At 68.5% G+C, this 21,764-nt stretch carries 22 protein-coding genes and 1 riboswitch; of the genes, 11 read left to right on the forward strand and 11 right to left on the reverse strand.

Going from position 1 to position 21,764, the window contains the following annotated elements:
• Together AOM45_RS47850 and AOM45_RS47855 are read right to left on the reverse strand one after the other, a co-directional pair.
• The coding region (locus AOM45_RS47850; protein ID WP_156249786.1) for a helix-turn-helix domain-containing protein at positions 1 to 419 on the reverse strand (419 nt) is incomplete at its 3' end.
• Positions 420 to 540: 121 nt separating this feature from the next.
• Positions 541 to 1,233 (reverse strand): PIG-L deacetylase family protein, encoded by a 693-nt coding sequence (locus tag AOM45_RS47855; protein ID WP_030473904.1) that lies wholly within the window; start codon positions 1,231 to 1,233, stop codon positions 541 to 543.
• 35 nt (positions 1,234 to 1,268) lie between these two features.
• Here AOM45_RS47855 and AOM45_RS47860 point away from each other — a divergent pair, with 35 nt between their 5' ends.
• Both AOM45_RS47860 and AOM45_RS47865 read left to right on the forward strand, forming a co-directional pair.
• Complete coding sequence (locus AOM45_RS47860; RefSeq protein ID WP_236704105.1) at positions 1,269 to 1,724, forward strand: SLATT domain-containing protein; 456 nt, start codon at positions 1,269 to 1,271, stop codon at positions 1,722 to 1,724.
• Between the two features lie 30 nt (positions 1,725 to 1,754).
• Positions 1,755 to 2,582: a hypothetical protein gene (locus AOM45_RS47865; RefSeq protein WP_030473906.1), complete on the forward strand. Its 828-nt coding sequence runs from the start codon at positions 1,755 to 1,757 to the stop codon at positions 2,580 to 2,582.
• 302 nt (positions 2,583 to 2,884) lie between these two features.
• Here AOM45_RS47865 and AOM45_RS47870 read toward each other — a convergent pair whose 3' ends face one another.
• Positions 2,885 to 3,790 carry a right-handed parallel beta-helix repeat-containing protein gene (locus AOM45_RS47870; protein WP_030473907.1) on the reverse strand — a complete coding sequence of 302 codons (906 nt, stop codon included), beginning with the start codon at positions 3,788 to 3,790 and terminating at the stop codon, positions 2,885 to 2,887.
• A 10-nt stretch (positions 3,791 to 3,800) separates the two neighbouring features.
• Here AOM45_RS47870 and AOM45_RS47875 point away from each other — a divergent pair, with 10 nt between their 5' ends.
• The gene (locus tag AOM45_RS47875; protein WP_156094466.1) at positions 3,801 to 4,031 is read left to right on the forward strand and encodes a hypothetical protein; all 231 of its coding nucleotides are present in this window, start codon (positions 3,801 to 3,803) and stop codon (positions 4,029 to 4,031) included.
• A gap of 228 nt (positions 4,032 to 4,259) precedes the next feature.
• Here the strand turns inward: AOM45_RS47875 and AOM45_RS47880 are convergent, their stop codons facing one another.
• Complete coding sequence (locus AOM45_RS47880) at positions 4,260 to 5,027, reverse strand: enoyl-CoA hydratase/isomerase family protein (protein WP_030473909.1); 768 nt, start codon at positions 5,025 to 5,027, stop codon at positions 4,260 to 4,262.
• Between the two features lie 4 nt (positions 5,028 to 5,031).
• Positions 5,032 to 5,988, reverse strand: coding sequence for a magnesium transporter CorA family protein (locus AOM45_RS47885; RefSeq protein WP_030473910.1), 957 nt, complete (start codon positions 5,986 to 5,988; stop codon positions 5,032 to 5,034).
• Between the two features lie 69 nt (positions 5,989 to 6,057).
• Here AOM45_RS47885 and AOM45_RS47890 point away from each other — a divergent pair, with 69 nt between their 5' ends.
• Positions 6,058 to 7,383: a serine/threonine-protein kinase gene (locus AOM45_RS47890; protein ID WP_035914005.1), complete on the forward strand. Its 1,326-nt coding sequence runs from the start codon at positions 6,058 to 6,060 to the stop codon at positions 7,381 to 7,383.
• A 7-nt stretch (positions 7,384 to 7,390) separates the two neighbouring features.
• On the opposite strand, the gene AOM45_RS47895 is transcribed toward AOM45_RS47890, so the two are convergent.
• Both AOM45_RS47895 and AOM45_RS47900 read right to left on the reverse strand, forming a co-directional pair.
• Positions 7,391 to 8,266 carry a hypothetical protein gene (locus AOM45_RS47895; protein WP_030473912.1) on the reverse strand — a complete coding sequence of 292 codons (876 nt, stop codon included), beginning with the start codon at positions 8,264 to 8,266 and terminating at the stop codon, positions 7,391 to 7,393.
• Positions 8,259 to 8,756, reverse strand: coding sequence for an RNA polymerase sigma factor (locus AOM45_RS47900; RefSeq protein WP_035914006.1), 498 nt, complete (start codon positions 8,754 to 8,756; stop codon positions 8,259 to 8,261). Before AOM45_RS47900 ends, AOM45_RS47895 begins: the two co-directional genes overlap by 8 nt.
• A gap of 225 nt (positions 8,757 to 8,981) precedes the next feature.
• Here AOM45_RS47900 and AOM45_RS47905 point away from each other — a divergent pair, with 225 nt between their 5' ends.
• The 3 genes from AOM45_RS47905 to AOM45_RS47915 all read left to right on the forward strand — a co-directional run bounded on the left by AOM45_RS47905 (position 8,982) and on the right by AOM45_RS47915 (position 14,171).
• Positions 8,982 to 10,274, forward strand: a complete 1,293-nt coding sequence (locus AOM45_RS47905; protein WP_030473914.1) for a YVTN family beta-propeller repeat protein — start codon at positions 8,982 to 8,984, stop codon at positions 10,272 to 10,274.
• A 114-nt stretch (positions 10,275 to 10,388) separates the two neighbouring features.
• The gene (locus AOM45_RS47910; RefSeq protein ID WP_201780208.1) at positions 10,389 to 12,896 is read left to right on the forward strand and encodes a glycoside hydrolase family 97 N-terminal domain-containing protein; all 2,508 of its coding nucleotides are present in this window, start codon (positions 10,389 to 10,391) and stop codon (positions 12,894 to 12,896) included.
• A 171-nt stretch (positions 12,897 to 13,067) separates the two neighbouring features.
• Positions 13,068 to 14,171 (forward strand): endo-1,4-beta-xylanase, encoded by a 1,104-nt coding sequence (locus tag AOM45_RS47915; protein ID WP_035914014.1) that lies wholly within the window; start codon positions 13,068 to 13,070, stop codon positions 14,169 to 14,171.
• Between the two features lie 49 nt (positions 14,172 to 14,220).
• Here the strand turns inward: AOM45_RS47915 and AOM45_RS47920 are convergent, their stop codons facing one another.
• A complete protein-coding gene (locus AOM45_RS47920) occupies positions 14,221 to 14,409 on the reverse strand; it encodes an MbtH family protein (protein ID WP_030473917.1) in 189 nt (62 codons plus the stop codon).
• 102 nt (positions 14,410 to 14,511) lie between these two features.
• Here AOM45_RS47920 and idi point away from each other — a divergent pair, with 102 nt between their 5' ends.
• The gene (gene idi / locus AOM45_RS47925; RefSeq protein ID WP_030473918.1) at positions 14,512 to 15,099 is read left to right on the forward strand and encodes an isopentenyl-diphosphate Delta-isomerase; all 588 of its coding nucleotides are present in this window, start codon (positions 14,512 to 14,514) and stop codon (positions 15,097 to 15,099) included.
• Here the strand turns inward: idi and AOM45_RS47930 are convergent.
• The 3 genes from AOM45_RS47930 to AOM45_RS47940 all read right to left on the reverse strand — a co-directional run bounded on the left by AOM45_RS47930 (position 15,085) and on the right by AOM45_RS47940 (position 19,509).
• On the reverse strand, positions 15,085 to 16,071 hold the full coding sequence (locus AOM45_RS47930) for a ribonucleotide-diphosphate reductase subunit beta (protein WP_236704108.1): 987 nt from the start codon (positions 16,069 to 16,071) through the stop codon (positions 15,085 to 15,087). The genes idi and AOM45_RS47930 overlap by 15 nt on opposite strands.
• A 47-nt stretch (positions 16,072 to 16,118) precedes the next feature.
• Positions 16,119 to 18,461, reverse strand: coding sequence for a ribonucleoside-diphosphate reductase subunit alpha (locus tag AOM45_RS47935; RefSeq protein WP_236704106.1), 2,343 nt, complete (start codon positions 18,459 to 18,461; stop codon positions 16,119 to 16,121).
• A gap of 94 nt (positions 18,462 to 18,555) precedes the next feature.
• Positions 18,556 to 18,763, reverse strand: a riboswitch (cobalamin riboswitch).
• Positions 18,764 to 18,960: 197 nt separating this feature from the next.
• A complete protein-coding gene (locus AOM45_RS47940) occupies positions 18,961 to 19,509 on the reverse strand; it encodes a LysE/ArgO family amino acid transporter (protein ID WP_051784812.1) in 549 nt (182 codons plus the stop codon).
• A gap of 99 nt (positions 19,510 to 19,608) precedes the next feature.
• Here AOM45_RS47940 and AOM45_RS47945 point away from each other — a divergent pair, with 99 nt between their 5' ends.
• The 3 genes from AOM45_RS47945 (at position 19,609) to AOM45_RS47955 (ending at position 21,640) form a co-directional block, all read left to right on the forward strand.
• On the forward strand, positions 19,609 to 20,466 hold the full coding sequence (locus AOM45_RS47945; RefSeq protein WP_030473922.1) for a LysR family transcriptional regulator ArgP: 858 nt from the start codon (positions 19,609 to 19,611) through the stop codon (positions 20,464 to 20,466).
• Positions 20,467 to 20,573: 107 nt separating this feature from the next.
• Positions 20,574 to 21,305, forward strand: coding sequence for a DUF998 domain-containing protein (locus AOM45_RS47950; protein WP_236704107.1), 732 nt, complete (start codon positions 20,574 to 20,576; stop codon positions 21,303 to 21,305).
• Positions 21,230 to 21,640, forward strand: coding sequence for a type III secretion system chaperone family protein (locus tag AOM45_RS47955; protein WP_030473923.1), 411 nt, complete (start codon positions 21,230 to 21,232; stop codon positions 21,638 to 21,640). Before AOM45_RS47950 ends, AOM45_RS47955 begins: the two co-directional genes overlap by 76 nt.
• Positions 21,641 to 21,764: the final 124 nt, after the last annotated feature.

A 21,764-nucleotide genomic window follows, 5' to 3' on the forward strand; every position in this document is an offset into this window, starting at 1 on the left:
TTGGCGATCAGCCGGGGGCGCCGCCAGCTGGCCTGCTCCCGTAACCGCCGGTAGAAGGTGCGCAGGCTCATCTCGGGTCGCCGGGCGGCGCGCCAGAGTCGTGCGGTGGTCCAGGCTTTCGGCGCCTGGAGCAGGGTGTGGATGCGTTGCCCGAGCCGCGGGCTGCCCCGACGCGGGCGTCCGCTGCGCGGCCGGTCGGGTAGCCCGGCGATGCCGTCACGGGTGTGCCGGGCGATCCAGCGGCGCACGGTGACCGGCTCGTAGTGCAGGAGTTCGGCGATCTCGGGTGCGCTCATCCCGGATGCGGACAGCAGCACGATGACGATGCGAGCGGCGACTCGCCAGGGTCCGTGCAACGCGGTGACCAGCTCACGGTGCTGGGCAGGGGTCAAGTCGGCATAGACATGCGCGGGGCGCATACTGGTGGAGGCCTCGTCGTGCTGGTTCAGGTGTGGTAACCGAATCCAACCCGACGAGGCTCTTCACGTTCGCGGCAAGGTCAACTCACGCGAGTTACAGACACAACTTCTGGCAAGGCGCTTAGCGAGGCAGGTCCGGCCCGTGGGTCGTCACGCCCGCGAACAGGTCGGTCTCCGGCAACGGGGCGTTCGTCGTGTCGAGAGCGCGGAAGTAGTGCTCCTGCAAGGCGAACGCCCCGTGCACCTGCTGGCTGGCGTGACACTGCAACGCCTTGCGCTTCTCGTCGGCCACCTCGCTGATGTCGATCGTGGTGGAACCGTCCTTGGCCGTGAGGTAGAGCTTGGCCGGGATTCCCGTGCGGTACACGGCGAGCTTGGCCACCCGGATCACGTGCATGTGGTCGCGGTGCGAGCTGTAGTGCGTGACCACGACCTGAGGCTGGTAGTGCTCGATCAACGCGGCCAGCCGCCCGGCGGCGGTCTCCACGGGGATCGTGCAGAACCCGCCCTCCGGCACCTCGCCGGTGTGGCCGGAGTCGTGGTAGCCCAGCAGTTCCAGGTCCGAGATGCCCAGCGCGTCGCACGCGGCCTGCAACTCGGCCCTCCGGTGCGCGGCCACGGCCTTGGGGTGATGCCCGACCTCACCGGGCACCGCACCACTGGGCGCGTCGTCGAACTCGCCGTTGGTGCACGTGACCACCACGGTCCGAACGCCCTGTCTGGCGTAGTGCGCGAGCATGCCCCCGGTCGCCGTCGACTCGTCGCCCGGGTGGGCGTGAACGGCGAGCAGGGTTCTGGGTCCGGCTGACTGCACGCGGGCGACCGTACCCGGAAACTATTGTGCGGCCCGTGACCGACTTGCCGTCCGGCCTGAAGCCGCTCGAACTGGCCCACCACCTCCGCGCCCAGATCGCGCGGGGGCACTCCTACGCCCACTCCCGAAAGCACCGGTTCCGCTGGAAGTCCGTGGCGGTCCGGCTGACCACGTTGGTCCTTTCGGCCGCATCGACGATCATCCTCGGCCTGCAGAACCTGGACCCGTGGACAGGAACGGCCTTCTCGTTGGTGGCGGTGGTGACCGTGGTGTCGGCTTTGGAGCCTTTCTTCGCGTGGCGGTCGTTGTGGGTGCTGATGGAGGACGCGAGCTATCGGTTCCATCGGCTGGAGGACGACCTCTCCTACTACATCGCCTCGACGCCGGCCACGGAGATCGATCCCGAACGGGTGCATGAGATGTTCCAGCGCTACCAGGAGATCTGGGACTCGTTGAGCTCGAGCTGGCTCAAGTTCCGTGACAACGCGTGACTGTCAGACCCCGTCGCTACGGTTGCGGTCATGACTCCTGATCACCGGTTGACCCCCTTCCGCGACGAGGCGCTCGCGCAGGACATCCCGGCCGCCGACGTGGACCGCTGGCTGGCTCTGGCCCGTCCCTGCGCCACGCTGACACGTGGTGGGGACGGCCCGGTCGTGGGCGAGTTCGGCGGCCCGCTGCTGCTCCCGGCTGATGCCCCGGACCCCGAGCACCCGTACGTCGGCTGGGTCGACCTCGCCGCTCTGCCGCCGGGCGTGACGGACTTACCCCTGCCTGGGGATGGTCGCCTGCTGTTCTTCGCCTTCCCGCAGGTGGACGACGACTCGATGGGCAGCGTGGTGCACGTCCCGGCGGGTGCGGCCGTGGAGGAACGGGACAAGCTCGCCTGGGACGAGGGCGGCTGGGACGAGTACGAGGAGTTGGTGGAGGCGTTCCCGCAGGGCCCGCTGCGGCTGAAGGCCGACGTGTCGCTGCCCTGCCACGGCTCGCTCCCGCTGCCGGACGGGCGGCCGCTTCCCGGCCATCCGCGGTCGGAGGACCTCGCCTCGCTGTGGGAGGACGCCCGTGAGGACATCGCCCCGTTGGGGGAACTGCAGATCGGGGGCTACGCCGACGAGGAGGCGATCGAGTCCGACCCGGTCGTTCGTGCGGTGTCCGACGCTGTGCGGGCGGGGACGGCGAACGGGTGGGAGGTGTCGTCTGATGCCGCGGACTGGGTGTTGCTCGCGGACTGGCAGGTGGACGTGGACGACTACGAGGGAGCCACGGTGCACTGGGTGATGCAGCGGTCGGATCTTGCGGCGGGGAGGTTCGAGAGGGCGTTCGTCAGCGTGTTCCACAACCCGTGAGGCCGGTGGCGGGGAGTTGGAGGCAGGGCGCGGGGTCCACTTCGTGCCTGGCGCGAGGGTGCCGACCGGACAGTCGTCCTGCCGCGCTGCCCGCCAGGTGATCGATCCCGCGAGGGCTCAAGCTCCGTGGCCCTTCGGCTTGCCACCAGCGTCCTCCAGGACCGTCGACCAGGCCGCCTTCGCTCCCGCGGGGGATTCGGGAGCGAAGGCGGCCAGGTCACGGAGGGCGGGCTCGGCCCACTCCGGCGTCATGGTGAGTCTGGCTCACTCACGCGTCACGGCGGGCCTGGCCCACCCACGCGTCACGGTGAGCCCGCGGGCTTCCCCTTGGCGTCCGGCGCGTTGGCGTCCATCAGGTAGTTCTCCTGCCAAACCGCCCACTTGTACCCGACCCCGTTGGCGGTCACATAAGCCGCGCCCCACCCACTGCCGGTGAACCGGTTGTTGATGGACTTCATGTTCCGCCCGTACTGGTTCCCGTGGCTCGACTCCAGCCCGAGCTGGTAACCGCCGCCCTCCAGCAGGTTGCCCTCGACGGTGACGTTGTCGATGTCGTCGCCGTAGGTCTGGATGAACAGCGCGCCGGTGTCCTGGCCGGTCGAGCAGTCGATCCGGTTGTTGCGGAACGTCAGGGTGCGGCCGGCGTTCTTGTCCAGCGGGAAGTCGCGGACGGTGGCGCCGTCGTTGTGCGCGTCGCCGGCCGTGCGCAGACCGCGGACGTAGTTGCCCTCGGCCAGGCCGTTCAGGGTGCTGCCCGTGTTGTAGAAGCAGATGCCGGAACCCATGCCGGTGATGTAGTTGCGCTGCAGGGTGCCGACGCCGAGGAACGCGCACGACTTCGCGATCGTCGACGCGGACAGCTTGGAGCCGTCGATGTTCGAGTCGCGGATGGTCACCGGGGCGCCGGTGACCTGGCACGAGTTGCTGCCGCACGGGCCGTTGGTCGTGACCAGCGGGGCGGCCTCGTCCAGCTTGCCCGGGCGGATGCAGGACTTCTCGATGGTGATGTTGCCCGCGAACAGGACAAGAGCCTGCTCGATGCGCTTGCCCGAGATCACCGTGCCGGCGCCGGGGGCTGCGGGGCCGGTGTAGACGGGCAGGGAGTCGCAGTTCAGGCCGACCCCGGCCAGACCCGTGTTGGCCTGGGTGAGCTTCCAGCCCGGTGAACCGGCCGGCGCGGGGGTGCCGGGGTTGTTCGGCGGCTTCACGGGGCCGTTCGTGGCGGACGGTAGTGCGGAGCTGCTGGGGGCCGCCGAGCTGCTCGGGGCCGGGGAACTGCTGGACGTGCTGGTCGAGGTGGCGCTGGTGCTGTCCGCGATCGGTGTCGGTTGGGCCGCCTTCGTCGGGGAGCAGGCGGCCAACGCGATGACACCACCGGTCAGCAGTACGGCCAATCTCAGTTTCACGGCTGGATCTACCTCCACGCGCGTTCACGACGGGGGACCGTGAACTCGCTAATTGTGTCGTCGGCCGTTGCGGAATTTGTACGCACTCGTGCGACCGAGTTTTCGTACGGGGCCGTTGAACGCACAGCACACTGCACGGGACGACGTGAGGAGTCAAGCGGATCTCCTTGTGCCGCAACATCATCTTCCGTGCGGCCGGGAATACTCCATCCGTGTGAGCAGGCAGATCACGGTTTTATCACCGAGCCATTGGAAACCTTGATGTGTGAGATCAGCGACCTGTGAATGTCGCGCGGCCGGGACCGTCCGTGAGGAAGCTGTGCACGGCCCGTGGCAGATCTTCGGTCTCGAAGAGGGCGGACGCGATCGTCGTGACGTGAGCGTCGGCCTCCGGAACGCCGCCGTTCTCGAAATGGGCGAGGACCTGCTTGGTCGCGAAATGTGCCTGGGTCGGGCCGACGGCGAGCGACAGTGCGAACTGCTCGGCCGCCAGCGCGAAGCCCTCGTCCGGGAACACGCGGTTGACGACGTTCCAGCGCTCCAGCGTCAAAGCGTCGTAGAGGTCGCCGGTCATCACGAACTCCTTCGCGCGCCCGACGCCCGCGCGCGCCGCCAGGCGTTGCGTGCCGCCCATGGTCGGCGTCAGACCCACGACCTTCTCCACCAGCCCGAACCGCGCGCTCTCGGCCGCCACGATCAGGTCGCACGCCACCGCCAGCTCGAACGCCCAGGTCAGGCACAGGGCGTGGGCCGCGAAGACGGTCGGGATCGGCAGGGCGGCGAGGCGTTGGGGGAGCAGCAGCATGCGGTCGAACAGCTGCTGGGCCTCCTCGCGGTACTCCTGCGCGGCGAACAGCGACACGTCCACGCCGCCGCTCACGACCTTGCCCGTCGCGTTGACCAGCAACGCCCGCGCGTCGCCCAGCTCGTCCAGGGCCTCGTGGAACTCCGCGTCGAGGTCGAGCGAGTAGAGGTTGAGCGGCGGCGCGTCGATCGTGATGATCGCGAGCTCGTCCCGCCGGGTCAGGTGGATCTTCAACTTCTCACAACCAATCGCGGCGCTTGAACATCACGTACAGGAGGTAGGACACGCCGAAGATGCCCAGCGTGGACACCCAGAAGCCCCACGGGCTCGCGAAGCCGGGGTACGGCACGTTCATGCCGTAGTAGCCCGAGATCGCGGTCGGCACCGCGATGATCGCGGCCCAGCTGGTCACCTTCTTCATGATCGAGTTGAGCCGGTTGCCCTGCACGACGACTTCGGCCTCGCGCAGGTTCACGACCAGCTCGCGCATCGACTCGGTCAGCTCGGCCGTGAACAGCGCGTGGTCCTTGACGTCCAGGTAGTACGGCTTCATCACGTCGTCCACCAGCTCGTGGTCGCGGTGCAGAAGCGACCCCAGCACCTCGCGCATCGGCAGCGCGACCCGCCGCAGCTGCACCAGGGCGCGGCGCAGCTGCAACGCCTTGCGACCCACGTGCGGCTTCTCCGCGTAGATCCGGTCCTCGAGGGCCTCGATGTCGTCGTCGAGCTGCTGGGCCGCGGTGTAGTGGCCGTCCACGACGTCGTCGAGCAGGCCGTGCAGCAGGAACCCGATCCCGCTCTCCGCCAGCGCCGGCGCGGCGTCCCAGCGGCGCAGCACCCCGGCCAGGTCGTAGTCCTCGCTCTCGCGCACCGTCACGAGCGCGTTGCGGGCCACGAAGACGTCGACCTCGCACGTCTTGATCTCGTGCCCGGAGTAGCGGACCGCGTAGACGCTGAGGAACAGGTGGGTGGGGTAGCGGTCGACCTTGGGGCGCTGCCGTTCGGAGAAGGCGTCCTCGATCGCGAGCTCGTGCAGTCCCAGCTCGTCGCGCAGCAGACCAGTCTCGTCCTGAGACGGCGCGCACAGGTCGAACCACACGATCGCGGACGGATCTTGGAGGTGGTTCGCGACGTCGGCGACCGGGAAGTCCTGGTCCACCAGTTCGCCGTTGCGGTACAAGCGGGTCCGGCCCATGGGTGACAACGATACGTAGATCTACTCAGATGTGAGGTTCCAGCCCGAGTTCCCGCTACCCTCGATCCGGTGAAGGTGGACCAACCACAACGCATAGGCGACTACCTGCTCCTGGGCAGGCTTGGTCGTGGTGCCATGGGAACGGTCTACCTGGGACAAGGCAGCGACGGACGGCAGGTCGCCGTCAAGGTCGCCCGCGCGGAGCTCGCCGACGACCCGAAGTTCCGCGAGCGGTTCCGCCGCGAGGTGCAGATGGCTCGCGCGGTCGGCAGCGCCGGCACCGCGGCCGTGGTGGACGCGGACACGCGCGCGGCGCGGCCGTGGATGGCGACGGAGTACGTGCCCGGCCCGACGCTGCAGGAAGCCATCGAACGGCACGGCCCGCTGCCCGAGCACCACCTGCGCCGGCTGGCGGAGGGCCTCGCGGAGGCGTTGACCGCGATCCACCGGGCGGGTCTCGTGCACCGCGACCTCAAGCCGTCGAACGTGCTGCTCGGCGCCGACGGCCCGCGCGTGATCGACTTCGGCATCTCGCGCGCGATGGAGCACACCGCGCTCACCGAGACCGGCATGGTCTTCGGCACGCCGGGCTTCCTCTCGCCGGAGCAGATCACCGGCCAGGAGGTCGCGCCGCCGTCGGACGTCTTCGCGCTCGGCGCGGTGCTGGTCTACGCGGCGACGGGCAAGGGCCCGTTCGGCGAGGGCCCGACCGCGACGCTGCTGTACCGGGCCGCACACGGCGAACCGGACCTCGACGGCGTGCCGAAGCCGCTGCGCCCGCTGGTGCAGAAGTGCATGCACCGCGACCCGGCCAAGCGCCCGGACCCGGCCGAGGTGACCCGCATGATCGCGCAGGTCGTCACGCCGAAGCCACCGACCACCAAGCTGCCCGCGCCGATGACGCCCGCCGCCGCGACGTTCTCGACGTCGCGGATCGTGCCCACGGCGTGGGGCGTGCTGAACCTCGCCGCGGCCCTGCTCGCCGCCGCGATCGCCGACCCCGCCGCGAAGGCCAACGGCGCCACGCAGCTGCTGGCGCTGGCCGCGTTCTGCGTGCTGGTCGTGCGCGCCGTGCGGTTCTTCGGCGCCGCGGCCCGGCGCAAGGTCGTCGTCGAGATCAGCCGCGAGGGCATCGCCACGACCCGCAACGGCAAGTTCCACCAGTACTGGTGGTACGAGCTCGCACGGGTGCGCGTGGTGCCGCACAAGAAACGGCCGTGGGTCGTCGTCTGGCTGAAGGACCCGGCGCCACGCCGCTTCTTCGGGGCGCATCACGGCGGTGTGCGGGTGTTCCCGATCGCCCACGAACGGACCAGACGGCGGCGCGAGCGCGAGGTCGCCGAGCTGCGCGCCGCTCTGGCCTGGTACCTGCCGCGGTCCTACGACGGCCGTTGATCGCCGATCAGTTCGGGCTCCTGTCGGTCCACTCGTTGGTGACGTCGACCGTCATCGACGCCGTGCCGTCGGGCAGCGGGCTGCCCGCGGGCTTGTCCTGCACGGATCCGGTGACCCGCCCGGTCGCCGGATCGATGGTGAACGAGGTCCTGGCACCGTCGGCCCACACCTTGCCGTTCTCCCAGTGGATCCCTGGCGTGGCGGCCAGCTCGCGGTAGGTCGCGGCCAGCTCCTCGTTGGTCGTGAACGGCGACAGCAACCTGCTCGAGGCCGCCTCCATCCGCTGCGCGGGATCCACGGGCAACGGCAGCGCGAGGCTCGTCTCCTTGCACGGCGTGGCCGAGCAGAACGTGCCCCACAGGCGCGGGCCGTTGTCGCCCATCTGCGCGAGGCGTTCGATCGACTCCTGCAGACCCGCGACCGGCCGCGAGCGCCCGGTGAACTTGCGGTAGATGACGACCACTCCGCCATTGGTGGAGGGGACCCACACGTTGATCTCGAACTCGAGGGCGGTGGCACCGAAGGCGACCTTCGCCTCCACCTGGTTGACGGTGATCGTCTGCCAGATCACGTACTTGAGGTGCCGGTACTTCGCGGTCGGCTTCTCGGCCAGCTCGAGGATCGTCGCGGCCTCCTGCAACGAGGTCGCCGGGGTGACCGGCATCGTCGCTGGCGCGTCGCGGTGCGCGGGCCGCAGCAGCACCACGAGCCCGGTGATCATCACCACCGCGACGACCGCGGCGGCGATGCCGACCCAGTTGCGCGAGGGTCGTCGTTTCGGGGCCTCGGTGAAGAGCTGTTCGCGCAGCCGGGCCAGGCGAACGTCGTCGCTGCCCCGCACGGGGTACAGCTCGGCGATGTCGTCGTCCAGCAGGTCACGCATTGCGGAGCTCCAGTTCCTTGAGCTTGGTGCGCAGGCGGTGCAGCCGGGACCGCGCGGTGGCGGGATTCATGCCGAGTGCTTCGGCCGCCTCCTGTTTGGTGAGGCCGGCCAGCGACACGAGCAGCAACAGATCGCGGTCGACGTCCGGCATCCTGGCCAGCTCACCGGCGATCAGCCGCAGGTGCGCGCGGGCGTCGACGCGGGTGACCACCGTGTGCTCCAACGACTCGGCGACACTGAGATCCACCCCGTACCGCTCGGCGGTGCGCAACAGGCGCAACTCGCGTTTGGCGTGGCCGCGCAACAGGTTCGTCGCGATGCCGTAGAGCCAGCCGACGACACTTCCCCTCTCGGGGTCGTAACTCTCCTTGCCGCGCATGGCGGCCAGGAACGTCTCGCTGACGAGGTCGTCGGCCACGTCGACGCCCACCCGGCGCGCCAGATATCGGTGCAGCGGATGGGCGTGCTCGTCGAACAGCTCCGCGAACATCACGCCCCCAGTTGGCTTCTCGCGGCACGGGTGTTGCAGTGACGTGGGTCACAGTCGGACCAGGCGGATGTCCCTCGAACAACTCGTAGAGCCACCAACTCTGCACGCACGGCACGGGTTTCGCCGTCCGCCGGCTCGAGAAGACTCTGAAGAGGCTAACGCCCCCTCCTCCTTTCGCGATGTCGGAGAAAAGGTCGGGATGACGCGCGCCAGGAGGCATTGAACATGCGGTTGCGTCCACTGGTGATGGCATCTGCCGTCACCGCGGCACTGGTGGTGACCCCGGCCTCGGCGGCTCCCGCCGGTCGGGTTCTGGGTTACGTCGCCAACAACGGCGGCGGGGTGTCGGTGATCGACACGGCCACGAACGCGGTGTCCGAGACGATCTCCGATGGTGATGGCAGCACGCCGTACATGGCAGCGGTCGCCTTCGACGGAACCCGCGGCTACGTGACGAACACCGTGCAGAACACGTTGACGATCATCGACACGCCGACCAACACGGTCGACAAGTCCGTACCCGTCGGGAGCCATCCGGCTGGTGTGGCGGTCGCGCCCGGTGGCGGTTTCGTCTACGTCACCAACTACGGGGACGGCACCGTCTCCGTGGTCGACACGGCCACGTTGACGGTCACCGCGACCATCAACGTCGGTTCGAACCCCGACGGCATCGTCGTCACGAAGGACGGCAAGGGCGTCTACGTCACGCACGACGTCGTCGGTCCGAGCACCGTCTCGGTCATCGACACCACGGCCAACGCGGTCGTCGCCGACATCCCGGTGGGCAGCACTTCCACCGCGATCGCGGCGTCCGCCGACGGCACCCGGATTTACGTGGTGAACAAGGGTTCCGACAACATCTCCGCCATCGACGTCGCCACGCGCGCCGTGGTCGGCACCGCCGCCGTCGGCTTCACGCCGCACGGCATCGCGTTGCTGCCCAACGGAACGCGTGCGTACGTGACGAACAGCGAGTTCGACTCGGTGTCCGTCGTGGACCTGGCGGCGATGGTGGAAACGCAGAAGATCTTCGTGGGTGACCGTCCGATCGGCGTGGCCCTCACGCCGGACGGTGCGAGCGCCTACGTCACGAACTTCAACAGCAACACGGTGTCGGTCATCGACACGGCGTCCAACACGGTCACCGGCTCCATCGCGGTCGGCCAGCGCCCGGTGGGCATCGCGGTCAACTTCGTGCCGCCCGCCGCGTCGAAGCTCGTGGCGGGGAGTGCTCAGCTGCAGGTGCGGCTCCTCGGCTTCACGGTCCGCTCGCTCGACGCGACGCTGACCGAGAAGCACACCGGGGCGCCGGTCGCCGGTCAGCAGATCGTGTTCCGCACGGTGAAGGGCAACCCGCTGTGCACCGCGACCACCAACTCGTACGGCAAGGCCACCTGCGACGCGAACGTGTCGTTGCTGGTCGGGCTGTCGACGCTGCTGCAGGGCTACACGGCCTCGTACGCGGGCAACAACGAGCACGGTGGCGCTTCGGCGCACGGGATCATCACCCTGCTGTAGGCAGTATCTGTCACGGTTGTTACATCCCTTGACTCGGACGAAATGCCCGGCATAGCGTCCGGGTCGAGGGATGTCCTCCGGTGACCGCCGCCCCGGATCACGAGGGGAGTGTCCGTGGCGGTCAAAACGCTGGTCGTGGCCGTGCTGGCAGCCGGCCTGGTCGTGCCACCCGCACAGGCGGGGACGAACGGCCCGCAGGCGGTCGTCAGCAGTTCGGGCGGAACGATCACCCTGGCGGTGACGCACAAGGGCAAGACGATCGTGCAGCCGTCGCCGGTCGGGATCACCACCGAGCGCGCCGACCTGTCATCCGGTCTGACACTCGTCGGCAAGTCGCGCAGAGCGATCTTCGAGCACTACCGCACCACGTCCGGCAAGAAGCGCGACCGGGTCGTGCGCGCCACCGAGACGACGTACAGATTCACCTCTGGCGCGAACAGGCTCGACCTCGTCGTGCGGGAGTCCGCCGACGGTGTCGCGTACCGGTACGAACTGCCGCAGGACACAGGTGCCGTCACCGGCGAGGCTTCCGCGTTCGTGCTTCCTGCCGACGCGACGGCGTGGCTCGCGAAGTTCCGGCGCGACTACGAGAACCCGTTCCTGCGCATGACGGCGGGGACCGCCGAGCAGGCCGAGTACATGCACCCCGCGCTGTTCGACGTCGGGGGCACCTACGCGCTGATCACCGAGTCCGATGTGGACGGACGGTACTCCGGCGGCCACCTCGTGCACACCGGCGGCGGCAGGTACCAGGTGAAGCTCTGGGACGAGAAGGTGTCCGGGGCGCGGAAGACGCCGTGGCGCACCATGATCGTGGGCTCACTGGCCACCGTCGTGAAGTCGACGCTGGTGGACGACCTGGCGCCGCCGTCCCGCATCGGGGACACGTCGTGGATCAAGCCCGGTCCGGCGGTCTGGACGTGGCTCGCCGGTGGCCGCACGGCCCAGCAGGACCTGGCGAAGCAGAAGGAGTTCGTCGACTACGCGGCCGCGCGCGGATGGCCCTACGTCGTGGTCGACGCTGGCTGGTACGACGACCCGAACTGGCGGCAGACGAGCTTCATCCCCGAGCTGGTGAGGTACGCGAAGGCGCGCAACGTCGGCATCCACACGTGGGTGCGGTTCAGCAGCGTCGACACGCCGGAGAAGCGCGCGGACTACCTTCCGTGGTTGCAGCGGTGGGGCGTGCGGGGCCTGAAGATCGACTTCATGGACTCCGACGGCCAGGAGCGCTACCGCTGGTACGACGAGATCCTGCCCGAGACCGCGCGCATGCACTTCCTCGTCAACTTCCACGGCGCCACGCTGCCGCACGGCGTCCACCGCACCTGGCCGCACGTCATGACGACCGAGGCCGTGCACGGCGCGGAGAAGTCCAGCGGCCTCACCACGAGCCACATCACCGCGTTGCCGTTCACCCGGAACGTGGTGGGAGGCATGGACTACACGCCCGGTGGCTTCCACCGCGCCCGTGCCAACACCGACGGCGGCGAGCTCGCGCTGTCCGTGCTGTACGAGTCCGGGATCCAGAACCTCGCGGGACGGCCGGACTCCTACGACGCCAGGCCGCTCGCGCGCTGGTTCCTGGAGCAGGCGCCGACGGCGTGGGACGAGACGCGGCTGTTGTCGGGCCGTCCTGGCGAGGACGTCGTGATGGCGCGGCGCGACGGCGACCGCTGGTTCGTCGGCGGCGCGATCGCGGGCGAGGCGCGGACTCTGGACCTGCCCGCGCTCGGCGGGGGCCGCTGGCTGGTCGAGATCGTGCGCGACGGTGCCGCCGGTCTGGTCAAGGAAACCCAGGTCACGGACCAGAAGCTGACCATCCCGGTCGCGAAGGACGGCGGGTTCGCGGCGATCGTCTGCCGTCCGGTGCGCGACACCTGCGCACGGTCCACCGGCGCGATCCCGTCCACGACGGTCGTGGTTTCTCCCGAACAGGTGTCGGTGCAGCCGGGGCAGACGTTCGAGATGAGCGGCACGTTCACCAACACCTCGGACCGGTCGCTGTACGGCGTGACCTTCGCGCCGCGCGTGCCGTCCGGCTGGAGCGCGTCCCGTGCGGTCCGCGCGTTCCGGGTCGCGCCGGGGGAGTCGGTGAACGGCCGCTGGACGGTGACGGTCGGCGCGAACCCGGTGGCAGGGCTGAACGATGTGCCCGCGGTGGCGCGGTTCTCCGGCGTCGAAGCCGAGAAGGCCACGCGCACGCACGTGTGGAAACCGTTGCCCGCCGGGCAGTTCTACGTTCCCGGCAACGATCTCTCGGTCGAGGGCAGGACGTTGACGACCGGTGGCGTGCGGTTCGGCAAAGGGATCGGCACGACGCCTGCGGACAAGACCTTCGAGATCGGGACGTGCACGAGGTTCGACGCCACCGTCGGGGTGGACGACGAGGTCGACGGCCGCGTGGACCGCGCGGCCGGCGTCGGCGGCACGGTGACGTTCGTGGTGGTCGGGGACGGTCGCGTGCTGTACGAGAGCCCGTTACGGAAGTCCGTCGACCCGGCGCTGCCGGTCAGCGTGGACGTCGGCGGGGTGAGGTCGCTGACGTTGCGCGTGACCGACGGCGGTGACGGCACCAGCCTCGACAACGCGGTGTGGGGTGACGCGCGACTGGTCTGCTGAATTGCGCGGCATCGATTCTTCGACACTTTTTCGTCGAATGCGCGCGTCGATTCGCTGAGTCGTGATTCGACGCTCTCCCAACGGTTTCGCGCGCTTGACGCTGTCGAGAAGACCGCCATAGGGTGCCAAAAGGCGCGCATACCAGGCAAAAAGTTTCGAAAACGAGGTCTGATGAAGCCGGCTCGTCTGATCATGACGTTGTTCACCGCCCTGACGTTGTCGATGCCGTTGGCGTCGACGGCCTCGGCCGCACCGGAAGCGAGCGGCCACCACCACACGTTGCGCGCGGCAGCTCCCAAGGGTTTCCACATCGGCAGCGCGGTCGCCGGTGGCGGTCACCACGAGAACCAGCCCTACCCCGACCCCTTCACCTCCGACCGGCCGTACCGCAAGGTGCTCGCCGCCGAGTTCAGCTCGGTGTCGGCGGAGAACCAGATGAAGTGGGAGTACATCCACCCCGAGCGCAACCGGTACAACTTCGGCACGGCGGACGCGATCGTGCGGTTCGCCCAGCAGAACCGGCAGGTCGTCCGCGGCCACACCCTGTTGTGGCACAGCCAGAACCCGGAGTGGCTCGAGAAGGGCCAGTTCACCAAGGACGAGCTGCGCGCGATCCTGCGCGAGCACATCACGACCGTGGTCGGGCGCTACGCGGGCAAGATCCAGCAGTGGGACGTGGCCAACGAGATCTTCACCGACGCGGGTGCGCTGCGGACCGCGGACAACATCTGGATCCGCGAGCTCGGTCCCGGCATCATCGCGGACGCGTTCCGGTGGGCGCACCGGGCCGACCCGAAGGCGAAGCTGTTCTTCAACGACTACAACGTCGAAAGCGTCAACGCGAAGAGCGACGCGTACTACGCGCTGATCAAGGACCTGCGTGCGGCCGGCGTGCCCGTGCACGGCTTCTCCGCCCAGGGACACCTCAGCCTGGACTACGGCTTCCCGGACGACCTGGAGCGCAACCTGAAGCGGTTCGCCGGCCTCGGCCTGCAGACCGCGCTCACCGAGGTCGACGTGCGGATGACCCTGCCCGCGAGCGGCGTGCCGACGGAGGCCCAGCTGCGCCAGCAGGCCGACTACTACCAGCGCATGCTCACCGCGTGCCTGAACGTCAGCTCCTGCCGGTCGTTCACGATCTGGGGCTTCGTCGACAAGTACTCGTGGGTGCCTGTGTTCTTCCAGGGCCAGGGCGCGGCCACGGTGATGTGGGACGACTTCAGCCGCAAGCCCGCGTACCACGCCTTGCGGTCGACCCTGGCCGAACGCAGGTAGTTCCGCTCGGGATGAACGGCGCGTGGACAAAGGCGCCGTTCATCCCGAGCTAAGCCGCCGCTGAGAGGTCGAGGCGAGCCGCGGCCGCGAAGGCCTCGCAGGACAACCGTGACGCGACGCCGTGGACGACCTGCCACCCGGCGGGCACCCGCAGCACCGCCGGCCAGATCGAGTACTGGCCCGTTGGGCTGACCAGCACCAGGAACATGGTGTGAGCCTGAGCGAACGGGGAAGTCATGACCTCAGGGTGACCTGGGACACCTAGGGGCGCGCTGTTCCCCCACTCGAGCTCACCGGCTTTCCGATCCGGGCGCTCGTGTGATTACGTGGCGGAGTGACTGTGGAACAGGTGGTACTCCTCGCTGAGGACGGTTCGGCCATCGGCGTCGAGGACAAAGCCGTCGTGCACCACGCGGACACCCCGCTGCACCTGGCGTTTTCCAGCTACGTCTTCGACTCGGCCGGCCGGATCGTGCTCACCCGGCGCGCGTTGCACAAGAAGACGTTCCCCGGCGTGTGGACGAACACCTGCTGCGGTCACCCCCTCCCGGACGAGGACATGGCACAGGCCGTGCTGCGGCGTCTGCAGGACGAGCTCGGCATGAAGTGCTCCGAGCCCGAACTGCTGCTGCCGCGGTTCCGCTACCGCGCCGAGATGGCCGGCGTCGTCGAGAACGAGATGTGTCCGGTGTTCCGGGTGCTCTGCGACGACGAGCCCACGCCGAACCCGGACGAGGTCGATTCCACCGAGCGGGTGGCGTGGGCGGAGTTCGCTTCGAGCGTGCTGGACGGCACCCGCGAGATCTCGCCGTGGGCGAAGCTCCAGGTCGCCGAGCTCGTGAAGCTGGGGCCCGATCCGCTCCAGTGGCCTGTCGCGGACCGGGCCGGGCTGCCCAGCGCCGTCAGGCTGGGGTCACCACTCCAGTGAGCCACCGTTCTGGTACTCGATGACGCGGGTCTCGAAGAAGTTCTTCTCCTTCTTCAGGTCCATCATCTCCGACATCCACGGGAACGGGTTCTCCGTCGGCTCCCACACCGGCTCCAGGCCGAGCTGGGCGCAGCGCCGGTTCGTGATGAACCGCATGTACTGCTCGCACAGCTCGGAGTTGAGGCCGAGGATGCCGGTGGGCATCGTGTCCCGGCCGTAGGCGATCTCCAGCTCGCAGCCCTCCGCGAGCATGGTGCGCACCTCCTTCTGGAACACGTCGTTCCACAGGTGCGGGTTCTCGATCTTGATCTGGTTGATCGCGTCGATGCCGAAGTTCAGGTGGATCGACTCGTCGCGCAGGATGTACTGGTACTGCTCGGCGATGCCGACCATCTTGTTGCGCCGTCCGAGCGACAGGATCTGCGCGAACCCGGTGTAGAACCACATGCCCTCGAAGACCACGTAGAACGCGACGAGGTCCTTGAGGAACGCCTGGTCGCGATCCGGCGTGCCCGTCCGGAACTCCGGGTCCTCCAGGTGCTGCGTGAACTGCAACGCCCACGCGGCCTTGTCCGTGATCGACGGGATCTCCCGGTACATGTTGAACAGCTCGCCCTCGTCCAGGCCGAGCGAGGTGCAGATGTACTGGAACGTGTGGGTGTGCACGGCCTCCTCGAAGGCCTGGCGCAGCAGGTACTGGCGGCACTCGGGGTTGGTGAGGTGCCGGTACACCGCGAGCACGATGTTGTTGGCCACCAACGACTCGCTGGTCGCGAAGAAGCCGAGGTTCCGCTTGATCATGCGGCGTTCCTCGTCGGTGAGCCCGTCGGCGGACTTCCACAGGCTGATGTCGGCCTGCATCGAGACCTCGGTCGGCATCCAGTGGTTGTTGCAGCCGTTGAGGTACTTCTCCCACGCCCAGTGGTACTTGAGCGGCAGCAGCTGGTTGACGTCGGCGCGGCAGTTGATCATCGCCTTGTCGTCGACGGAGACGCGCCCGGCGCCCGATTCGATGTTCGTCACTGGCAGGCCTCGCAGTCGGGTTCGGTGATGGAGCAGGCGGTGGGGGAGACGGCGTTGAGCTTGCCGTCGGTGCCCTGCAACGTGGACTTCTCCACGTGCGTGGCGCTCTGCGTGCGCAGGTAGTAGGTGGTCTTGAGGCCGCGCACCCAGGCCAGCTGGTACAGCTCGTCGAGCTTGCGGCCGCTCGGCTGCGCGAGGTAGAGGTTCAGCGACTGCGCCTGGTCGATCCACTTCTGCCGGCGCGCGCCCGCCTCGATCAGCCACGAGCTGTCGACCTCGAACGCCGTGGCGTACAACGCCTTCAGGTACGGGGGCACCCGGTCGATCGGGCCGAGGCTGCCGTCGTGCAGCTTCAGGTCCGAGATCATCTGCTCGTCCCACAGCTTGCGCTGCTTGAGCGCCCGCACCAGGTCCGGGTTGATGACCGTGAAGTCGCCGGACATGTTCGACTTCACGTAGAGGTTGCGGTACAACGGCTCGATCGACTGGTTCACGCCGGTGATGTTCGCGATGGTCGCGGTCGGCGCGATGGCCATGACGTTCGAGTTCCGCATGCCCTTGCGGACCTTCTCGCGGACCGCGTCCCAGTCCATCGTGGACTCGCGGTTCTGGTCGAGCTCGCCGGGACCGCGGTTCTGGGCCAGGATCCCGATGGAGTCGATCGGCAGGATTCCGTTGCTCCACAACGAACCCTCGAACGACTGGTACGCACCGCGTTCCTGCGCCAGGTCGGCGCTGGCGGAGATCGCGTAGTAGCTGATCTCCTCCATGCTGCGGTCGGCGAACTCGACGGCCTCCGCGCTGGCCATCGCCGTGCCGAGCGTGAACAGCGCGTCCTGGAAGCCCATCAGGCCCAGCCCCACCGGGCGGTGCTTGAGGTTGGAGTTCCGCGCCTCGGGGATCGTGTAGTAGTTCACGTCGATCACGTTGTCGAGCATGCGAACCGCGGTGCGCACGGTCTTTTCGAGCCGTGCGTGGTCGATGCCGTCGGCCGTGACGTGCCGCGCGAGGTTGACGCTGCCGAGGTTGCACACGGCGACCTCGTCGGTCGTGGTGTTCAGGGTGATCTCGGTGCAGAGGTTGCTGGAGTGCACGACACCGCTGTGCTGCTGCGGCGAACGCAGGTTGCACGGGTCCTTGAACGTGATCCACGGGTGGCCGGTCTCGAACAGCATGGTCAGCATGCGCCGCCACAGGTCGACGGCGGGGATGCGGCGGAAGACCTTGATCTCGCCGTTGTCGGCCTTCTCCTCGTACGCGCGGTACTTCCGTGCGAAGTCGTCGCCGAACGCGTCGTGCAGGTCCGGCACCTCGTCGGGCGAGAACAGCGTCCACTGGCCGTTCGCGCGCACCCGGCGGACGAACTCGTCCGGCACCCAGTTCGCCGTGTTCATGTCGTGGGTGCGGCGTCGCTCGTCGCCGGTGTTCTTGCGCAGGTCGAGGAACTCCTCGACGTCGATGTGCCAGGTTTCGAGGTACGCGCAGACAGCGCCCTTCCGCTTCCCTCCCTGGTTGACCGCGACCGCAGTGTCGTTGGCGATCTTCAGGAACGGCACGACGCCCTGCGACTTGCCGTTGGTGCCGTTGATGTGTGCGCCGATCCCGCGCACGGGGGTCCAGTCGTTGCCCAGGCCGCCGGCGAACTTGCTGAGCAGCGCGTTGTTGCTGATGCCGTGGAAGATCCCGGCGAGGTCGTCCTCCACGGTGGTGAGGAAGCACGACGACAGCTGCGGGCGGGTGGTGCCCGAGTTGAACAGCGTCGGTGTCGAGCACATGAAGTCGAACGACGAGAGCAGCTCGTAGAACTCGATCGCGCGGGCGTCGCGGTCGTCCTCCTGGAGCGCGAGGCCCATGGCGACGCGCAGGAAGAACGCCTGCGGCAGCTCGTAGCGGCGGCCGTCGTGGTGCAGGAAGTAGCGGTCGTACAGCGTCTGCATGCCCAGGAACTGGAAGTTCAGGTCGCGTTCCGGCTTCAGCGCGGCGCCGAGACGAACCAGGTCGAAGTCCGCGAGGCGCGGGTCGAGCTGGCCCAGCTCGATGCCGTGGCGGACGAACGCGGCGAAGTACGACGGGTAGCGCTCGGTCATCTCGGCGTGCGACAACGGCACCCCACACGCCTCGGTGCGCAGCTTGTCCAGCAGCAACCGGGCGCTGACGCGGGAGTAGTCCGGGTCGAGCTCGACCATCGCGCGGGCGGCCATGATCGGCGCCAGCGCGAGCTCGGCGTCGGTGATGCCGTCGTACAGATTTCGCTTGGTCTCAGCCAGAACCGCCTCCGCCGACGCGTTGGGCAGGTCGGCACACGCTTCATGGATGACCACTGAAAGGCGGTCGGGCACGCTCTCTCCTCGCGAGCAAGGCTCGAAGGAATGCGCGCGCGCCACTGAGGGCACACAGCTGCCCTCCCTCGAGGCACCGTGTCGTGCGCGCAGGCTTGCGCGCACACCGGTGGCAGGTCTTCGGACTCGTGGGCGCCTTGCGTGCTCCTACCGGCCGTCGCTTCCCAGGGGTCACCCAGTGCTTCGTTGACGGCTTTCGTTCCCACTCACCGCTGCGGGGCAGTCCCGGACTCTCACCGGGTTCCCTCTTGCCTCATCGGCCCGGTGCTCCGGGCCGGTGAACCACCAGCGCGGCAGATACTACATGTGGTGGTGGGGTCTGGATCACCACCCAACATGGGCGTGTCGTGGTCTAGGGTGATCAACGTGGGTGATCTTCGGCCGCGCGTCGTCATCGGTGCTCTCGTCAGCGCGGGGCTCGCTTCGGCGTCCCTTCTCACCGGCGCCGCGGCGCCCGTGACGACCGGCGTCCTGGCCGTGTCGGCGGTGGCGGTGATGATCACCACCCGGCGATCAGGGCCACCCCGAGAGCGGTCATCACGGCGGCGATCAGGCCGTCCAGCACCCGCCACGCGCGGGGCTTCGCGAACAGAGGGCTGAGCAGCCGGGCGCCGAACCCGAGCGCGACGAACCACGTGACGCTCGCGGTGACCGCGCCGACCCCGAACAGCCACCGGCCGGCCGCGATCGAGCCGAGCAGCAGCAGCGTGTCCAGGTAGACGTGCGGGTTGAGCCACGTCAGCGCGAGCGCGGTGAGCACGGGCCTGCCGGTTCCCGTTGCCTCGACGTTCATCGACTGGGGTTTGAACGCTCGACGTGCCGCCAGAAACCCGTACCCCAGCAGGAAAACGCCGCCGACGACCGCCGCGACCGTGATCGCCTGCGGGAAGGCCTTCACCACCGCGCCGAACCCGGCGACGCCCACCGCGACGAGGATCGCGTCCGACACGGCGCACACGGCGACGACCTTCGCGACGGCCTGGCGCCGAAGTCCTTGGCGCAGCACGAAAGCGTTCTGCGCGCCGATCGCGACGATCAGGGTCATCATGGTGCCGAAGCCGAGCAGCAGGTCAGTCACACCGTTGACGGTATGGACGCCGTCTTGATGAGACCAGCTAAAGATTCTTACGTACCATTAGCGCTTGTGATGGACCTCGACCTGGTGCGCACGCTGCTCGCGGTCGTCGACGCGGGCACGTTCGACGCCGCCGCGACCGCGCTGCACGTCACGCCTTCGGCTGTCTCCCAACGCATCAAGGCGCTGGAGCAGCGCACCGGCCGTGTGCTGCTGGTGCGTGCCCGCCCGGTGCGGCTGACGCCGTCGGGGGAGGTGATCGTCCGCTACGGTCGGCAACTGCTCGCCCTCGACCAGGACCTGGACACCGCCCTGGGCTCGGACGCCGTGGTGAGGGTGCCGATCGCGGTGAACGCCGACTCGCTCGCCACGTGGTTCCTCCCCGCCCTGCAACGGGTCCCGTCGTCGTTGAAGATCGCGTTCGACCTGCACCGCGAGGACCAGGACCACACGACGGCGTTGCTGCGGCAAGGTCTGGTGATGGCCGCCGTGACGTCCTCCCGCGAGCCGGTGGCGGGCTGCTCGGTGCGACGGCTCGGCCACATCCGTTACGCCGCAATGGCATCGCAGTCCTTTGTGGACCGCTTCGCCGACGGCCCGCCGAAGTCGTGGCTGCCGGACGCACCGGTCGTGGTCTTCGACCGCAACGACGACCTCCAGGACCGCTTCGTGCGCACGCTGACCCGCGGCCGCGGCGCCTCGGAACACCGCCACCACGTGCCGTCGTCCGAGGTGTACGTGCGGGCGATCGTGGCGGGCCTGGGCTGGGGCATGGTGCCCCCGCAGCAGCTGCAGGAGGGCCTGGTCGACCTGGCACCGGGCCGCACGGTGTCCGTGCCGCTGTACTGGCAGCAGTGGAAGCTCGACTCGCCGGCCCTGAACGCCGTCGCCGAAGCGGTGGAGGAAGAGGCCGCCGTCGCGCTGAGGTAGGAGCTCGAGGGCCGGTTCGCGACGCTGGACCGGTGGTGCCCGGAGTTCGACGTGGAGTGGCTCAGGGCGGTGAACCTGTCGGCTTCCTGAACCCAGGAACCCCGCGGGTGAACTCCGGCGTTGACCGATATGTGCTGATTCCTCGTCTGGCCGCCACCGGCGGCTCGCTCGCCGTCGTCGCCACGGTGGCCATGGTCGGTCTGCTCGACCTGACCGTCGGCCCGCTGCGCCGCACGATCAGCGAGTACGCGCTGGGTGACTACCGCCCGGTCTTCGACGTCGCCGTGCTCCTGCTGGCCGCCGGTTCCCTCGCCATCCTCGTCGCCCTCGTCCACAAGGGGCTGGCCAGGTGGCGGTCCGCCGGCTCGATCGCGCTGGTCCTGTGGTCAGTGGGCCTGCTGCTCGTGGTGGCGTTCCCGAAGACCAACTGGGCCATGGGCACCAACGAGGTCAGCGGCAGCATCCACCGGTTCGGCAGCATGCTCGCGTTCGTCAGCCTGCCCGTCGCGATCATCGCGCTGGCGCGACCGTGGCTGAAGGACCACGTGTGGGGCCGACACGCCAGGTGGACGATGGCGTCCGGTCTGTTGAGCGTTGTCGCTTTCATGCCGGTCCTCTACGCCATTGTGATGGGTGTGGCCTCGGACGTTCGGTGGTGGCGCGTGTTCCCGTTGGGCTACATCGAGAGGATCTTGCTCATCGCGGAGGTCGGCGCCGTGCTGGTGGTCGGGCTGTGGGCGATCGCGGCCAGTAGGGTTGCGCCATGGCGAGTTGGGGAGACCTCGCGGACTACGTCCGCGCCGAGTACGACGTCATCCACGACGACGGTGAGGAGCTGAGGGTCCTCTTCACGTTCGGGGACGACGACGAGGGCGACGACGATCGCACACAGGTCGTGATCATCGTCCGGGAAGTCCTCGACAAGATGCACGAGTGGGTGCAGATCGCCTCGCCGTGCGGCCTCGCGAAGGACGTGAACCTGCGCGAGGTGCTGGAGGAGGTCGGCAGGTCGACCGTCGCGTGCGGCCTCGCGATCATGGGCGAGCACGTCGTGGTCCGGCACTCACTGCCGCTGGTGGACCTCGACATCCACGAGTTCACCGACCCGCTCCAGCTCCTGGCGGGGACGGCGGACATGCTGGAGGAGCAGTTCTGGGGAGGCGACGGCTACTGAGCACGGGCCCGCGGTCGGCGAGGTTGGCGCGGGACCTGCGACCTCCTCGCGGAGCTGCTGAACCGTGTCCTGCGACTCAGTGAGCACAACGCGAACCTAGGTTAGGCTCTCCTAATGTGAGAGC

Origin of the sequence: Lentzea aerocolonigenes (genome assembly GCF_000974445.1) — a bacterium.
GTDB lineage: Bacteria > Actinomycetota > Actinomycetes > Mycobacteriales > Pseudonocardiaceae > Lentzea > Lentzea aerocolonigenes.

What these genes read in the sequence shown, in the direction of transcription:
- AOM45_RS47865 (WP_030473906.1), top strand. Translation starts at nt 1,755, where the DNA reads ATGACTCCTGATCACCGGTTGACCCCCTTCCGCGACGAGGCGCTCGCG.
- AOM45_RS47885 (WP_030473910.1), bottom strand. Translation starts at nt 5,988, where the DNA reads ATGGGCCGGACCCGCTTGTACCGCAACGGCGAACTGGTGGACCAGGAC.
- AOM45_RS47895 (WP_030473912.1), bottom strand. Translation starts at nt 8,266, where the DNA reads ATGCGTGACCTGCTGGACGACGACATCGCCGAGCTGTACCCCGTGCGG.
- AOM45_RS47900 (WP_035914006.1), bottom strand. Translation starts at nt 8,756, where the DNA reads ATGTTCGCGGAGCTGTTCGACGAGCACGCCCATCCGCTGCACCGATAT.
- AOM45_RS47905 (WP_030473914.1), top strand. Translation starts at nt 8,982, where the DNA reads ATGCGGTTGCGTCCACTGGTGATGGCATCTGCCGTCACCGCGGCACTG.
- AOM45_RS47915 (WP_035914014.1), top strand. Translation starts at nt 13,068, where the DNA reads ATGAAGCCGGCTCGTCTGATCATGACGTTGTTCACCGCCCTGACGTTG.
- AOM45_RS47920 (WP_030473917.1), bottom strand. Translation starts at nt 14,409, where the DNA reads ATGACTTCCCCGTTCGCTCAGGCTCACACCATGTTCCTGGTGCTGGTC.
- AOM45_RS47930 (WP_236704108.1), bottom strand. Translation starts at nt 16,071, where the DNA reads ATGATCAACTGCCGCGCCGACGTCAACCAGCTGCTGCCGCTCAAGTAC.
- AOM45_RS47940 (WP_051784812.1), bottom strand. Translation starts at nt 19,509, where the DNA reads ATGATGACCCTGATCGTCGCGATCGGCGCGCAGAACGCTTTCGTGCTG.
- AOM45_RS47945 (WP_030473922.1), top strand. Translation starts at nt 19,609, where the DNA reads ATGGACCTCGACCTGGTGCGCACGCTGCTCGCGGTCGTCGACGCGGGC.
- AOM45_RS47955 (WP_030473923.1), top strand. Translation starts at nt 21,230, where the DNA reads ATGGCGAGTTGGGGAGACCTCGCGGACTACGTCCGCGCCGAGTACGAC.